Source organism: Arsukibacterium sp., assembly GCF_041616895.1.
Lineage (GTDB): Bacteria > Pseudomonadota > Gammaproteobacteria > Enterobacterales > Alteromonadaceae > Alishewanella.
The window spans coordinates 17615-33016 of record NZ_JBFJPY010000005.1 but is presented as its reverse complement, the minus strand read 5'-3'; the positions used below and the strand labels follow the sequence as shown (position 1 = coordinate 33016).

General features: G+C 50.4%; 15 protein-coding genes. All 15 read left to right on the top strand.

All coding sequences use genetic code 11. The features are described from left to right. Positions 1-6 precede the first annotated feature (6 nt). Positions 7-1221 carry an IscS subfamily cysteine desulfurase gene (locus ABY802_RS01910; RefSeq protein WP_372625315.1) on the top strand — a complete coding sequence of 405 codons (1215 nt, stop codon included), beginning with the start codon at positions 7-9 and terminating at the stop codon, positions 1219-1221. 30 nt (positions 1222-1251) lie between these two features. Next, positions 1252-1635: a Fe-S cluster assembly scaffold IscU gene (iscU, locus tag ABY802_RS01905; RefSeq protein ID WP_372625314.1), complete on the top strand. Its 384-nt coding sequence runs from the start codon at positions 1252-1254 to the stop codon at positions 1633-1635. A 6-nt stretch (positions 1636-1641) separates the two neighbouring features. Then, complete coding sequence (gene iscA / locus ABY802_RS01900; RefSeq protein ID WP_290613387.1) at positions 1642-1965, top strand: iron-sulfur cluster assembly protein IscA; 324 nt, start codon at positions 1642-1644, stop codon at positions 1963-1965. 30 nt (positions 1966-1995) lie between these two features. Beyond that, complete coding sequence (gene hscB / locus ABY802_RS01895) at positions 1996-2520, top strand: co-chaperone HscB (protein ID WP_372625313.1); 525 nt, start codon at positions 1996-1998, stop codon at positions 2518-2520. An 8-nt stretch (positions 2521-2528) separates the two neighbouring features. Next, a complete protein-coding gene (hscA, locus tag ABY802_RS01890; RefSeq protein WP_372625312.1) occupies positions 2529-4385 on the top strand; it encodes a Fe-S protein assembly chaperone HscA in 1857 nt (618 codons plus the stop codon). 2 nt (positions 4386-4387) lie between these two features. Continuing rightward, on the top strand, positions 4388-4726 hold the full coding sequence (gene fdx / locus ABY802_RS01885; protein WP_290613381.1) for an ISC system 2Fe-2S type ferredoxin: 339 nt from the start codon (positions 4388-4390) through the stop codon (positions 4724-4726). A 91-nt stretch (positions 4727-4817) separates the two neighbouring features. After that, the gene (gene ndk, locus ABY802_RS01880; RefSeq protein WP_290613379.1) at positions 4818-5249 is read left to right on the top strand and encodes a nucleoside-diphosphate kinase; all 432 of its coding nucleotides are present in this window, start codon (positions 4818-4820) and stop codon (positions 5247-5249) included. A gap of 146 nt (positions 5250-5395) precedes the next feature. After that, positions 5396-6523, top strand: coding sequence for a bifunctional tRNA (adenosine(37)-C2)-methyltransferase TrmG/ribosomal RNA large subunit methyltransferase RlmN (locus ABY802_RS01875; protein ID WP_372625311.1), 1128 nt, complete (start codon positions 5396-5398; stop codon positions 6521-6523). A 21-nt stretch (positions 6524-6544) separates the two neighbouring features. Beyond that, on the top strand, positions 6545-8566 hold the full coding sequence (gene pilW / locus ABY802_RS01870; RefSeq protein ID WP_372625310.1) for a type IV pilus biogenesis/stability protein PilW: 2022 nt from the start codon (positions 6545-6547) through the stop codon (positions 8564-8566). Next, positions 8563-9456: a RodZ domain-containing protein gene (locus ABY802_RS01865; RefSeq protein WP_372625309.1), complete on the top strand. Its 894-nt coding sequence runs from the start codon at positions 8563-8565 to the stop codon at positions 9454-9456. Before pilW ends, ABY802_RS01865 begins: the two co-directional genes overlap by 4 nt. Before the next feature lie 2 nt (positions 9457-9458). After that, positions 9459-10571 (top strand): flavodoxin-dependent (E)-4-hydroxy-3-methylbut-2-enyl-diphosphate synthase, encoded by a 1113-nt coding sequence (gene ispG / locus ABY802_RS01860; protein WP_372625308.1) that lies wholly within the window; start codon positions 9459-9461, stop codon positions 10569-10571. A gap of 76 nt (positions 10572-10647) precedes the next feature. Beyond that, positions 10648-11922, top strand: a complete 1275-nt coding sequence (gene hisS / locus ABY802_RS01855) for a histidine--tRNA ligase (RefSeq protein ID WP_372625307.1) — start codon at positions 10648-10650, stop codon at positions 11920-11922. Positions 11923-12019: 97 nt separating this feature from the next. Next, the gene (locus ABY802_RS01850; protein WP_372625306.1) at positions 12020-12649 is read left to right on the top strand and encodes a YfgM family protein; all 630 of its coding nucleotides are present in this window, start codon (positions 12020-12022) and stop codon (positions 12647-12649) included. A gap of 12 nt (positions 12650-12661) precedes the next feature. Continuing rightward, positions 12662-13837: an outer membrane protein assembly factor BamB gene (bamB, locus tag ABY802_RS01845; RefSeq protein WP_372625305.1), complete on the top strand. Its 1176-nt coding sequence runs from the start codon at positions 12662-12664 to the stop codon at positions 13835-13837. A gap of 72 nt (positions 13838-13909) precedes the next feature. Beyond that, complete coding sequence (gene der / locus ABY802_RS01840; protein ID WP_372625304.1) at positions 13910-15394, top strand: ribosome biogenesis GTPase Der; 1485 nt, start codon at positions 13910-13912, stop codon at positions 15392-15394. The last annotated feature ends 8 nt before the right edge of the window (positions 15395-15402 follow it).

Below are 15402 nucleotides of genomic sequence, written 5' to 3'. Positions count from 1 at the left end.
CCAACAATGAAGCTACCTATTTATCTGGACTATGCGGCGACCACCCCGGTTGATCCGCGTGTGGCCGAAAAAATGATGCAATACCTGACGATGGATGGCGAGTTTGGTAACCCGGCCTCACGTTCGCACCGGTTTGGCTGGCAAGCAGAAGAGTCTGTGGAAATAGCCCGTAGCCAGATCGCAGAGCTGGTTAACGCTGATCCGCGTGAAATTGTGTTTACCTCTGGCGCCACCGAATCGAATAACCTGGCCATTAAAGGCGCAGCTCAGTTTTACAAGAAAAAAGGTAAGCATTTAATTACTGCCAAAACCGAACACAAAGCGGTGCTGGACACCATGCGCCAGCTCGAGCGTGAAGGTTTTGAAGTGACGTATCTTGAAGTTGAAAGCAATGGCCTGGTTGATCTTGCCAAGTTAGAGGCAGCCATGCGTCCGGAAACCTCCGTTGTGAGCATTATGTTTGTAAATAACGAAATTGGCGTTATTCAGGATATTGCTGCCATCGGTGAGTTGTGTCGCAGCAAAGGCATTGTATTCCATGTTGATGCTGCTCAAGCTACCGGAAAAGTGGATATCGACCTGCAAAGTCTGAAGGTCGATTTGATGTCGTTTTCTGGCCATAAAACCTACGGTCCTAAAGGTATTGGTGCTCTATATGTGCGGCGTAAACCGCGTATTCGTTTAGAAGCGCAAACTCATGGTGGTGGCCATGAACGTGGCATGCGTTCGGGTACTTTGGCGCCGCATCAAATCGCGGCTATGGGCGAAGCGTTCCGGTTAGCCAAAGAAGAAATGGCGGCTGAACGTGAACGTATTACTGCGCTGCGAGATCGGTTGTGGGATGGCATCAAAGATATCGAGCAAGTGTACTTAAATGGTGACAGCGCCCCACGAGTGCCGGGCATTACCAATATCAGCTTTAATTTTGTTGAAGGTGAATCGCTGATAATGGCGTTGAAAGACATTGCGGTGTCGTCTGGCTCAGCTTGTACCTCTGCCAGTTTAGAGCCTTCTTATGTATTGCGCGCGCTGGGCTTAAATGACGAGCTGGCTCACAGCTCTATCAGGTTTAGTATTGGGCGGTTTACCACTGAAGCGCAAATTGACCATACTATCAAAATTGTCCATCAAGCGATTGATAAACTACGTGAAATGTCACCGTTATGGGACATGTTCAAAGACGGTATTGATTTAAACACTGTGGCATGGGTAGCGCACTAAGCGCCATCCGGCCCAACGAGGTAACAGATCATGGCTTACAGCAATAAAGTAATCGATCACTATGAAAATCCACGTAACGTGGGTTCTTTCGCCAAAGACGACCCTAGCATCGCGACGGGTATGGTTGGTGCGCCGGCTTGTGGTGACGTAATGAAACTGCAAATTAAAGTGAATGCGCAGGGCATTATTGAAGATGCTAAATTTAAAACCTATGGCTGCGGCAGCGCTATCGCGTCCAGTTCACTGGTAACAGAGTGGGTTAAAGGCAAAAGCCTTGATGAAGCTCAGCAGATTAAAAATACCGACATCGCCCACGAACTGGCGTTGCCTCCGGTAAAAATTCATTGCTCTATTCTGGCAGAAGACGCGATTAAGGCGGCGATTGCCGATTATAAGCAAAAGCGTGGGGGTTAACACGGCATGGCAATATCGATGACCACAGCGGCAGCTGAAAGAGTGCAAAACTTTCTGCAAAATCGTGGCAAAGGGTTGGGCTTGCGGGTTGGTGTAAAAACCACCGGTTGCTCTGGCCTTGCTTATGTGCTGGAGTTTGTCGATGAGCTGCATGATGATGATCAGGTATTTGAAGAGCACGGTCTGAAACTGATTGTTGACGGCAAAAGCTTGGTGTACATCGATGGCACCCAGCTGGATTTTGTTAAAGAAGGCCTGAACGAGGGTTTTCAGTTCAATAATCCGAATGTTAACGGCGAATGTGGCTGCGGCGAAAGCTTTACCGTTTAATTACTCCGACTGCTGTAAGGCCAATATTGCATGAATTATTTTCAGTTGTTTGATTTACCAGCGACCTTTGAGCTGGACTTAACTGAATTAGGCTCACGTTATCTGGCTTTGCAGCGCAAGTTTCATCCCGACAAACATGCGGCAGCGTCTCATCGCGACCGGCTAATGTCGGTGCAGCAAACCGCTAACATCAATGATGCCTACCATAGCCTGAAACAACCGCTGCTGCGGGCGGAACATTTATTGGCGCTGCGTGGTTTAAAAATAAGCCACGAGCAGCGCAGCTTTACCGATCCGGTGTTTTTAATGCAGCAAATGGAACTGCGCGAGCAACTGGAAGAAATCAGTAGTAGTGCCGATCCTGACAGCGCCATTATGGCGGTAGAACAGCAATTGCAGCAGCAGCGCAAAGTGTTGTTAAAGCAGCTGGCGGCAACATTGGACGCCAATACAGCTGAGCAAAACCAGCAGGCAGCGGAACTGGTGCGTAAACTCAAATTTTTCTTTAAACTGCAGCACGAGCTGGAGTTAATAGAACAGCAAATACAAGACTAAATTAAGCTATGGCGTTATTACAGATTGCAGAGCCCGGCCAGAGTGCCGCGCCCCACCATCATAAACTGGCAGCGGGTATCGATTTAGGTACTACCAATTCTTTAGTTGCAGCGGTTCGCAGCGGCCAGGCCAGTACCCTAAGCAATGCCGATGGCAGTGATATGATCCCGTCGGTGGTGCGCTATGGTCCGGCTAAAACCGAGGTTGGCCAGCAGGCTGTTATGTCTGCAGCAGAGGATGCCAGCAATACCATATTCTCCATTAAACGCCTGATGGGCAAAGGCTATACCGAAACCCAACTTCTGGCAGAGTTATTACCCTATCAGTTAGTCGATCAAGACGGTCTGGCTGCAGTAGACACACGTGATGGCGTGAAAAACCCGGTGGAAGTTTCTGCGGAAATTCTGGCAACCCTGGCCGACACCGCCAGCCAGGTGCTGGGCGGTGAACTTAATGGCGTAGTCATTACCGTGCCGGCCTATTTTGACGATGCTCAGCGCCAGGCAACAAAAGATGCCGCTAAGCTTGCCGGCCTAAATGTATTGAGACTACTAAATGAGCCAACTGCTGCGGCGCTGGCGTATGGCCTCGACTCTGGCCAGGAAGGGGTTATTGCCGTTTACGATTTAGGCGGTGGCACCTTCGATATTTCTATTTTACGCCTCAAACGCGGTGTGTTTGAAGTACTGGCCACCGGCGGTGATTCCGCACTGGGTGGCGATGACTTTGACCAGATGATCGTCGGCTGGATGCAGCAACAAAGCGGCCAGCAAACATTAAGCCATACTGCCAGACGCCAGTATTTAACCGTGGCTCGCAATTTAAAAGAACAGCTAACCGACAGCGCTAAAGCCGATTACGCTTTTAGTGCAGATAACCAGCAGGTATCAGGCAGCCTTAGCCGCGATGAATTTGAGCAGCTTGCTGGCCCGTTGGTGAAAAAAACCATCCGCAGTTGCCGTCAGGTACTACGCGATGCCGGTTTAACCCCTGACGAAGTAGCTAATGTGGTGATGGTGGGCGGCTCAACCCGCGTACCATTGGTGCGCAGCGAAGTAGGTCAGTTTTTTGCCTCAGAGCCACTAACCTCGATTGACCCGGATAAAGTCGTGGCGCTGGGCGCCGCTATTCAGGCCAATGTACTGGTGGGCAATAAAGCCGAACACGAGACCTTGCTACTGGATGTTATTCCCTTGTCGCTGGGTCTGGAAACCATGGGCGGCCTGACTGAAAAAGTAATACCACGAAATACCGTGATCCCGGTAAGTCGAGCTCAGGAATTTACCACCTTTAAAGACGGCCAGACCGCAATGGCTATTCACGTGTTGCAAGGTGAACGCGAGTTAGTCGAAGACTGTCGCTCACTGGCACGCTTTGAATTACGTGGTATTCCGCCGATGCCAGCCGGCGGTGCCCATATCCGGGTTACCTTTCAGGTTGATGCTGATGGCTTGCTTAGCGTCAGCGCCGAAGAGAAATCGACCGGCGTTGCGGCGGGTATTCAGGTTAAGCCTTCCTATGGTTTAACGGATGAGCAGGTAGCCGGTATGATCAGCGGTTCAATGCAGCATGCCCGGCAGGATATGCAACGGCGGTTGCTGCGTGAACAACAGGTAGAAGCTGATCGGGTGCTGGAAGCCGTTACTGCTGCAGTGCAGCACGATGGTGCATTGCTCAATTCAGATGAATTAGCCGAGATTAACGCGGCGCTGGCAACCTTAGCCCAAGTGCGGCAGCAAGACGATACGGCAGCAATTAAAGCCGCTATTGAACATACCAACACTTTAACAGATGACTTTGCTGCCCGGCGTATGGATCAATCAATCCGGCAAGCCTTGCAGGGCCATAAAGTCGACGAGGTTTAACCATGCCAAAGATAGTATTTTTACCCCATGCTGAATTATGCCCGCAAGGTGCCGCGCTGGATGCCAGCGTGGGCGACACTGTGCTGGATGTAGCATTAAAAAATGGCATAGCTATTGAACATGCCTGTGAAAAATCCTGTGCCTGCACTACCTGCCATGTCATTGTCCGTGAAGGCTTCTTTTCGCTGAACGAAAGCGATGAGCTGGAAGACGATATGCTGGATAAAGCCTGGGGCCTGGAGCCCGAATCGCGCCTGGGTTGTCAGGCCAGGATTGCCGATGAAGATCTGGTGGTGGAGATCCCTAAGTACACCGTCAATATGGTTAGTGAAGGCCACTAGGGTGAGATGATTGGCACGGTATGTTTTTTTTGGTAATTAGCGTATAATTTGCCGCCTTAAAATTTTAACCCTTTAATTGCAGGAGCCTGACATGGCCTTAGAACGTACTTTTTCAATCGTTAAACCCGATGCTGTAGCAAAAAACCTGATCGGTGCTATCTATCACCGTTTTGAATCTGCCGGCCTTAAGATTGTTGCTTCTAAAATGCTACACTTAAGCCAGGAACAAGCAGAAGGTTTCTACGGCGAGCACAAAGAGCGTCCATTTTTTAAAGCGCTGGTAAGCTTCATGACGTCTGGCCCGGTAATGGTTCAGGTATTAGAGGGCGAAGACGCTGTGCGTAAGAACCGTGAAATTATGGGTGCCACTAACCCTAAAGATGCATTAGCCGGTACGTTACGCGCTGATTATGCAGACAGCATTGACGAAAACGCGGTACACGGTTCTGATGCAGCAGCATCTGCGGCTCGTGAAATTGCGTTTTTCTTCACTGAAGCTGAGCTTTGCAGCCGTACCCGTTAATATTGGGTAGGTGTTAGCTGTATAAGCTAAATGGAAAGGGGGCGTCAGCCCCTTTTCTGCCTTTATCCATCGTCTTTCGAAATTCTTTGGATATATAAAGCGGTAATAGTGAGTTATTGATAGGTGTCAGCAGGAGTTATCAGGGTATGAACAAGCCGGTAAATCAGGTAAATTTGTTAGATTTTACCCGTCCACAAATGCAGGAATTTTTTGTGTCATTAGGTGAGAAACCATTTCGTGCCGATCAGGTAATGAAATGGATCTACCACTACTGCGTTGATGACTTCGACAAAATGACCAATATCAATAAAACATTGCGCGATAAGTTAAAAACCCTGGCGGTGATAGCGGCCCCTGTAGTTGTTACCCGGCAAGACAGTACCGACGGTACCATAAAATTTGTGATGGGCTTAGCCGGCGGCCAGGAGGTGGAAACTGTCTGGATCCCGGAGAAAGACCGGCGCACGCTTTGTGTATCTTCACAAGTGGGTTGTGCTCTCGATTGTACGTTTTGCTCGACAGCGCAGCAGGGGTTTAACCGAAATCTTAGCGTTAGTGAAATTATCGGCCAGGTGTGGCGGGTCGCACAAATTATTGGCAGCTACGGTGATACCGGTGAAAAGCCTGTCACTAACGTAGTGATGATGGGCATGGGCGAGCCACTGTTAAACCTGAACAACGTAGTTCCGGCGATGGAACTGATGCTGGAGGATTACGGTTTTGGATTGTCCAAACGCCGGGTTACCTTAAGTACCTCTGGTGTGGTGCCGGCGCTGGACTTATTGCGTGAGCGAATAGATGTGGCTCTGGCTATTTCATTGCATGCGCCCAATAATGCCCTGCGGGATGAACTGGTCCCAGTGAATAAAAAATACCCGATGGAGCAATTTTTAGCGGCTTCGCGCCGATATGTCGAGAACTCTAAGGCCAATGATAAGGTCACAGTAGAGTATGTTATGCTCGATGGCGTTAACGATAGTATGGAACAGGCGCATGAGCTAGCGCAGGCATTGCAAGATACGCCAGCAAAGATTAATCTGATCCCGTTTAATCCGTATCCGGGCTCACCTTATAAAAGATCGAGTAACTCCCGGATTGACCGTTTTAACAAGGTGTTACAACAACACGGTTTTACTGTTATGGTACGGAAAACCCGGGGCGATGATATCGATGCAGCCTGTGGCCAGTTAGTAGGCGATGTGATTGATCGAACCAAAAGACTGATTAAGAAGCAGCAGAAAGGCCAGCCAATCCTGGTTAAAACGCTGCTGTAACCCAAGGGATGACCAGTGGTAATGCAGAAATTTTCGGTAGGGCTCGCACTGTGTGTGTCGTTAACCCTGACGGCGTGTGTGTCAGAAAGCAGTTATGTCGGCTCTGACCGCCAGGTTGGTGAGCGAAGTCTTGATAATAGTGAAGCTGCCCGCACCCGAATTTCTCTGGGCTTAAATTATTTACGGCGTGGTGATACTACCCAGGCCAAATACAACTTAGAACGGGCGAAAGCCTTCGCCCCCGATTTACCTGAAGTTTATAACGCGTTGGCTTTTTACTACCAAAGTGTTGGCGAGCATGTTCAGGCTGAAGACGCCTATAAAAAAGCGCTCGACAAAGACAGTAATAATGCGGATGCCTACAACAACTACGGTGCATTTCTGTGCCAAATTGGGAAATACCAGGAAGCAGAAGCGTTGCTGCTACGGGCTATTTCACGGCCCGGCTATATCAGGGTGGCTGAGAGCTATGAAAATCTGGCGCTTTGCCAGCTCGATCAGCAAGGCTACAGTAAAGCGAAAACCTTTCTTGAGTCCTCAGTATCTCACAATGGCACCCGGATCAGTTCACTGATCAATCTGGCCGCTATCAATTATGCAATGGGCGACAATGTGGGTGCAAAAACATCGCTACAGCGAATTCAGCGCTTAGGCCGGGTTTCAGCGCGCAGCACGCTGCTGAATTATCTGGTGGCTGAAAAGCAGGGCGATGTCAGCACCATGAAGCATGCTGAACAACTCTTACTTACCTTATACATTGATACACCAGAAGCCCGTTTGTTATTACAGCAACGTTTACTCGATAGTGAGTTTGAGCAGCTGCGTGAGCAATATAAACTGAGTTTAATGGCAAATATTGTGTTGCCTGATAATAACGCTGTTGCAGCCACACCCACTGAGCCCGTCGCCAACCCCAGGTTACGAGTTGTCAGACGTAAAACGACTGAATCGAGTGCAGATGAACCTGAACAAGATCTGAGAACTGAGCAGGACAGCGGCAATAGCCCGCAAAGCCAATCCGGTACCACATCATCCAGCGTGCAGAAAGAGCAGCCAACCACGGCAGAGCGTTCCGTGAGCAGCCAGGCCATTGCTGGCGTTCTGGCAACCAGCCAGTTACCGGAGCAAGACGATACTGCAGCGAAAGTTTTGGCTGAACAACAAGCTGCCGTAGCGCAAGCTGCCGAAAAATCCCGGCAATTAGCAGCACAACAAGCGGCTGCAGAAGCGCTGGCGGCTCAAAATGCGGCTGAGCAACTGGCCGCCGAGCAACTGGCCGCCGAGCAGCTGGCTGCCGAGCAACGTGCTGCCAGTGAACTAGCAGATAAAAAAATAGCAGACCAACAGCTTGCAGAGCAACAAGCTGCTGAGACAGCCCGGCAATTGGCCGCGCAACAGTCCTCAGCCGGACAGCAACCAAAAGCCACATCAGGCCAACAGGACCCAAGCCAGATGATTTTGGCCGCTACCCCTCCGGTAAGCCTGCCAGCAGAGACGGTTCTGGTTGAGCAGGAAGCCGCCAGTGCAGCGCAGCCTGGTCAGGCGGCAAGCGAAAATGAAAGTACTGGCGAAGTTATCGCAGCAGAAACCTTGCCGGAAACTGAAACCGCGTCCAGCGAACAGCCACAAGTTGCCGCTATGCCACGGTCTGATGACAGCGCACCTGAATTTCATCTGGTACAGGAAGGTGAGTCACTGTATGCCATTTCGGTAGCCCATAATATCCGGCTGGCAAAGCTGATGGAGTGGAACCAATTAACCCCGGAATCTGTCATCAAAACCGGTCAGCGAATTTGGCTGACTAAAGTCGATGACGCGCAGTTGCAAATGCAAACAGTAGCGAGGCTGGCAGAGTTTAGTGAGCCGCTGGAGGTTACTGAGCCTTACCATCAGGTTGCTGCGGGAGAAACCATGTTCGGGATTTCATATCGCTATAATATCCGGCTGGAACGCTTTATGGCATGGAATAACCTGACAGAACAAAGTAAGTTACAGGTAGGCCAACAGGTGCTGGTTACCGATCCGGCCAGTATTGAACCATGACGACAACAGAAGCGACAGAACTCAGCGCAGGTCAGTTATTACGTCAGGCCCGGGAGCAACGGCAACTCAGTGTTGCTGATGTAGCATTGCAACTGAATTTGCGGGTTAACCTGGTGCAGCAGATCGAAGCGGATGAACTCGACAGTAGCATGTTGGTTACCTTTGTTCGTGGCTATCTGCGCGCTTACGCCCGGCTGGTGAAGTTACCTGAAGAGCAGGTATTGTCTGCATTTGAGCAGCAAAACGGTGGCACTGCTGAACCGGCCAAACCAATGCGTACTTTTTCAAATCGTGCTGAAATTCAGGCCACCGAAAACCGCTTTATGTGGATTACCTACGCCATGGGCTTTATTTTAGTGCTAATGCTGGTGTTGTGGTGGTGGCAAACTGCAGAGCCGGCAGCTGAAAATTCCACTGCCCAGTTTGTCGCAGAGCAGCTTGACAGAGCAGCAACGTCGACTGACGCTGACGCCAGCACTGGCGATAGCGCAGCGGAGCAAAGCACGCCAGCAGCGCCAACGACTGGCGATACAACAGGCGTTGAACCAGAAATTAATGCGGCAGTTACTGATCCAGAGTTGGCTGACTACAGTGTGGTTGACCGCACTTCTGAGCGCAATAGTCCAAGTTCGTTAGCGCTGGAGACAGATGTTATTACCATGGCGTTTAGTGATAATTGCTGGATTGATGTGCTGGATGCTGAGGGGAACCGTATCGCTTACGGCACTAAAGAGGCCGGCTATACCATGACCGTGACCGGCAAAGCGCCTTTTGTAGTAACACTGGGTAACCCTAGCGTGGTCAAGATCACCCTAAACAATAAACCTTTTGATATGTCATCGCTGCCTGCGGGCAGGGTGGCAAAATTTACCCTGGCGGAATCCGATTAATCATGTTTGCTGACAATCCTATTACCCGACGCCTGAGCACTCAAATTCATGTAGGTACCGTTGCAATTGGCGGCGATGCCCCTATTGCCGTGCAATCGATGACCAACACCCGAACCACAGATGTCGAGGCCACTCTGGCGCAAATTCGAGCCATTGCAGCTGCTGGCGCCGATTTGGTGCGTGTCTCGGTACCGACGATGGAAGCGGCAGAAGCCTTTAAGCTGATTAAGCAGCAGTCACCTATTCCGCTGGTCGCCGATATTCATTTTGACTATCGCATCGCCTTAAAAGTGGCGGAGTACGGGGCAGATTGCCTGCGGATAAACCCGGGTAACATCGGCAAGGAGGATCGGATCCGGGCGGTAGTGGACAGTGCCCGTGATCATAACATTCCAATTCGGATCGGCGTCAATGGCGGTTCGTTAGAGGCCGATATTCAGGAAAAGTACAGGGAGCCTACCCCGGAAGCCCTGCTGGAATCGGCAATGCGTCATGTTGATATTCTGGACCGGCTTAATTTTGATCAATTTAAAGTCAGCGTAAAAGCCTCCGATGTGTTCCTCGCGGTAGGCGCTTACCGTTTACTGGCCAAACAAATTAAGCAACCTCTGCATTTAGGTATTACCGAGGCAGGCGGTGCCCGGGCCGGTGCAGTTAAATCGGCAATTGGCTTAGGGATGCTGCTTGCAGAGGGTATTGGCGATACACTTCGGATCTCACTGGCTGCCGATCCGGTAGAAGAAGTAAAGGTCGCCTTCGATATATTAAAATCACTGCGTATTCGCCAGCGCGGTATTAACTTTATTGCCTGCCCGAGCTGCTCGCGTCAGGAATTCGACGTAATTAAAACCATGAACGAGCTGGAGCAACGGCTGGAAGATATTGTCGAGCCTTTAACGGTGTCGGTGATTGGCTGTGTGGTAAATGGTCCGGGCGAAGCTTTAATTTCAGATTTAGGAGTAGCCGGGGCTAACCGCAAGAGTGGCTTCTATTTAAATGGTCAGCGCCAGAAACTGCGACTGGATAATACCAACATCGCTGAGCAACTGGAGCAGCAGGTGCGGCAGTATCTGGTCGCACGTGAGCAGTTAATTGGCATAAAACAACTGGATTAACCCGCTTGCGGTTTGGTGTTTTCGTTAACACCTCTTATAATCGCCCGGTTTTAAGCATGGCAGTGAGAATTTAATTTTGGCAAAAAATATTCAGGCAATACGCGGCATGAACGATTGCCTGCCACAGGATACGCCATTATGGCAGCATCTGGAGCAGGTATTACGCAGCACAGTAGCCCGCTTTGGCTACAGTGAGATCCGGTTTCCTATCGTTGAAATGACCGAGCTGTTTAAACGATCTATTGGTGAAGTCACTGATATTGTTGAAAAAGAGATGTACACCTTTGCAGATCGCAATGGTGACAGCCTGACCCTGCGGCCGGAAGGTACTGCCTGCTGTGTCAGGGCCGGTAACGAGCATGGTTTATTGTACAATCAGGAACAGCGCTTGTGGTATATGGGGCCGATGTTCCGGCATGAACGTCCACAAAAAGGCCGTTATCGGCAGTTTCATCAGTTTGGCCTGGAAGCCTTTGGTATTGCCAGCAGCGATATAGATGCTGAAGTTATTATGCTAACCGCTAACTTATGGCAGCAACTGGGGCTGACACCTTATGTCAGTTTGCAGCTGAATTCGTTAGGGTCAAATGAAGCCAGAGCAACTTACCGAGAAGCGTTGGTAGCCTATCTGGAGCAGCACAAGTCGCAACTTGATGAAGATAGCCTGCGCCGCATGCACAGCAATCCGTTACGGGTGCTTGATACCAAGAACCCGGGACTCGCCGCAGTGATAGCTGGGGCCCCGCAGCTAGCCGATTATTTAGACGCCGATTCTGCAGAGCACTTCAGCCAGTTAAAACGCCGGCTCGATGCTGCTGGTATTGCTTATACCATCAATCCAACCCTGGTGCGGGGGCTCGACTATTACAATAAAACGGTATTTGAGTGGGTCACCACTGAACTTGGCGCGCAAGGTACGGTATGTGCTGGCGGGCGTTATGATGGCCTGGTAGAACAACTGGGTGGCAAAGCAACACCGGCAGTGGGCTTTGCGCTTGGCATGGAGCGGCTGGTGCTATTGTTGCAAACGTTGCAACTGGTTAGCCTGCCAGAGGCAACCGCAGATATTTATATTATGCCAATGGGTGAAGCTGCGGAACTTGCGGCCATTGGTATTGCCCAACAGCTGCGTAGCGAGCTGGCGCTAAAACGTGTTATCTTGCACTGCGGCGGCGGCAACCTGAAAAAGCAAATGAAACGTGCCGATAAGTCAGGTGCCGAACTGGCGCTGATTTTAGGTGAGGATGAGCTGGCCCGCGGCGAAGTAACCTTAAAATGGCTGCGCCAGGAAAAACCGCAACAAACGGTAGCGTTGACAGCGTTGCCACAGTTACTGGCAGCAGCGGTTTAAATTAAAATACACAGATTGAACAATCGCTTGCAGGTTAATAATTCTCAGACCTGCAAGTGGCTAAGCAGATTAGACAGGATATTACGGAGTAGTAAAATTGGAAATTTACAGTAGCGAAGAACAACAGGTTGAAGCCATTAAACGCTTTTGGAACGATTATGGTAAAGCTATTCTGGGCGGCGTGGTAATTGGCTTAGCCGGGCTTTATGGCTGGCGCTATTTTCAGGCTGAACAGCGTGAGCAGGCCGAGCAGGTATCGGCTCAGTACAGTCAGCTACTGGAACAACAGCAAAGCGAAGGCAGTGATTGGCTGGCCAGCGCTAAAGGGTTTATTGATGCGCAGGGTGATACCAGCTATGCAGTATTTGCGGCATTGCTGGCGGCACGCGAAGCGATAGATAACCAGCAGCTGGCTACGGCGGCAGAACACTTAAGCTGGGTGATCAGTAACGCTAAAGATACACCGGTGCAGGCAATTGCCCAACTGCGACTGGCCCGGGTGCAGCGCGAGCAGGGTAACTATGCTGACGCCTTGACCACGTTAGCACTGCCAGTCCCGGCAAGCTTTGAGGCTCAGCAGGCAGAATTAAAAGGCGATGTACTGCAGTTAACCGGCGAATTAGCAAAGGCTAAAGCAGCGTATCAGCAGGCGCTGGCCAGTAGTGAGCAAAGCCGGCCATTATTGCAGGTAAAGCTGGATGAATTGGCCCATATTACAGCCAGTTAACAAGGGGTAGGCGTGAAATTATTCGGAAAAATAACAGTGGTTGCTGTGGTAGCCCTGGCATTAGGTGCCTGTTCCAGTAAAGAGAAGCTGGTGCTGCCAGAAGTGCAAAACACAATTAAGCCGCAAAAAGTCTGGCAAAGTAAAGTGGGTAAAGGCATTGGCCATTACGAATCGGGGCTAAAGCCAGCTATTGTCAATGACACCGTCTATGCAGCCAGTCGTGATGGCATCGTGGTAGCGAAAAACCTGAGCAATGGTCGTACCTTATGGAGCTTCGATTTACGCAATGAAGGTAAAAGTTCATTGTTTTCACGCTTTAGCAGTGATACCGCCCGGATAGCCGGTGGCGTTACTTTTAATGACAATAAATTGTACCTCGGTACCGAAGACGGTGAAGTATTTGCGTTAAATGCCCAAGACGGTCAGCTGTTGTGGCGGGTGCCGGTAAAAGGTGAAGTGCTGGTCAGCCCGGCTGCAGGTGAGGGGTTGGTCGTTGTTGCCACCACTGCGGGGAATCTGATCGCGCTTGACCCGGCAACGGGCGAGCAGCGCTGGATATTTGAAGATGAGCAGCCCGCGCTAACCATCCGTGGCCTGAGTGAGCCTGTTATTGAGGCTGGTGGCGTATTATACGGTAGTGGCACCGGCCGGGTTGGCGTGTTAATAGCTGAGCGCGGTTATCAGGCATGGGAAGAAGCCATTGCTACGCCGCAAGGCAGTACTGACTTATCACGACTGGTTGATGTTGATGCTAAACCTATTGTGATAGCTGGTACCTTGTACACCATTGCTTTTAACGGTGAGTTGGTGGCAATGGAGCTGCGTAGTGGTCGTCAGCTATGGAAGCGCGATTATGCCAGCTTTCGCAATATGACTGTCGCAGGCACTACCTTATACCTGGTAGATTCCACTGGCGGTATTTATGCTGTCGATCGACGAAATGGCAGTGAAATATGGGGCCAGCAGGGCTTACAACGGCATTTTTTAACCGGACCAACCGTGTATAAAGATTATCTGGTGGTAGGTGACAATAAAGGTAACCTGCATTGGTTAAACCGTGAAACCGGTGATTTTGTTGCCCGGCAAAGCATGGATGGCTCAGGCTTTTACAACGAGCCGGTGGCAAACGAAAACTATATATTAGTGACAAGCCGCAATGGTGAGCTAGTCTTATTACAAGTGCCTTAACGGGCACTCTAGGCATATAACTGAAGGAACAGGCCTGAATGGGCCTGTTTTCTTATTTCTGAGGTTGACTGAATGTTACCTGTAGTGGCCCTGGTGGGGCGCGCCAATGTTGGCAAATCCACGTTGTTTAATCGTTTAACCCGCACCCGTGACGCTCTGGTTGCAGATTTTCCGGGGTTAACCCGGGATCGTAAATATGGTTCAGTCAATTTCGAGGGACTGGAGTTTATTGTGGTGGATACCGGTGGTATCGATGGCCACGAGCAAGGCATTGAAGTGGAAATGGCGGAGCAATCGTTAAAAGCCATTGACGAAGCAGATGTGGTGTTGTTTATGGTTGACGCCCGTGCTGGCGCTACCGTAGGTGACGGTGCAATTGCCGATCATATTCGACGTCTGGAAAAACCGGTATTTCTGGTGGCCAATAAAACCGATGGCTTAGATGCAGATACTGCGGTGGCCGACTTTTACAGCCTGGGCATAGGCGAAGTGTACCCGATCGCAGCGGCGCACGGCCGGGGGGTTTCGTCATTATTAAATCATGCATTATTACCCTTTCTTGCTGACAGCATAAAATCAGACGCTGAGGGGAAGGCAGAGAACGACACTGGCCCGGCGCTGGAAACGTTGACCGAAGAACAGGCCGACGCTGAAGCGGCCCGGCTACGCAGCGAGCATATTAAGTTGGCCATAGTTGGCCGTCCCAACGTAGGAAAATCAACCCTGACCAACCGTATTTTAGGTGAAGAGCGGGTGGTGGTGTTTGATATGCCTGGCACAACGCGCGACTCGGTATTTATTCCGATGCAGCGGAACGAGCGCAACTATACGTTAATAGACACAGCGGGTGTACGTCGGCGTGGCAAAATTGACGACATGGTGGAAAAGTTCTCAGTAATTAAAACGCTGCAAGCGATTGAAGAAGCCAATGTGGTATTGCTGGTACTGGATGCTCAGCAAGGTATCTCTGATCAGGATTTAAGTATTCTAGGTTTTGCGCTCAATGCTGGCCGATCTCTGGTTATTGCCGTTAACAAGTGGGATGGTTTGAACGACAGCATTAAAGATGAAGTAAAACGCGAGTTGGATCGCCGCTTAGGTTTTATCGACTTTGCCCGTTTGCATTTTATCTCAGCGCTGCATGGCTCTGGTGTGGGCAATTTATTCGAGTCGGTGGAAGAAGCGTTTGATTCTGCGACCAAACGGGTCAGCACCTCGCTGTTAACCCGCATTATGAAAATGGCCCAGGAAGATCACCAGCCCCCGATGGTGCATGGGCGGCGGGTTAAACTGAAATATGCTCATGCAGGTGGTTACAACCCACCGATAATTGTCATTCACGGTAACCAGGTCAAAGACCTGCCGGACTCTTATAAGCGCTATTTAATGAATTACTATCGTAAAGCGCTGCAAATGATGGGCACGCCGGTGCGGGTTGAGTTCCGGGAAGGAGAGAACCCCTTTACCCCGACCAAGAAAAATACTGAGACGGCGCTGCAAAAATACAAGCGCGAGCGTTTAATGAAGGCGCGGCAGAAAGTCGCCAAAAAAGATTAATAGCAAGG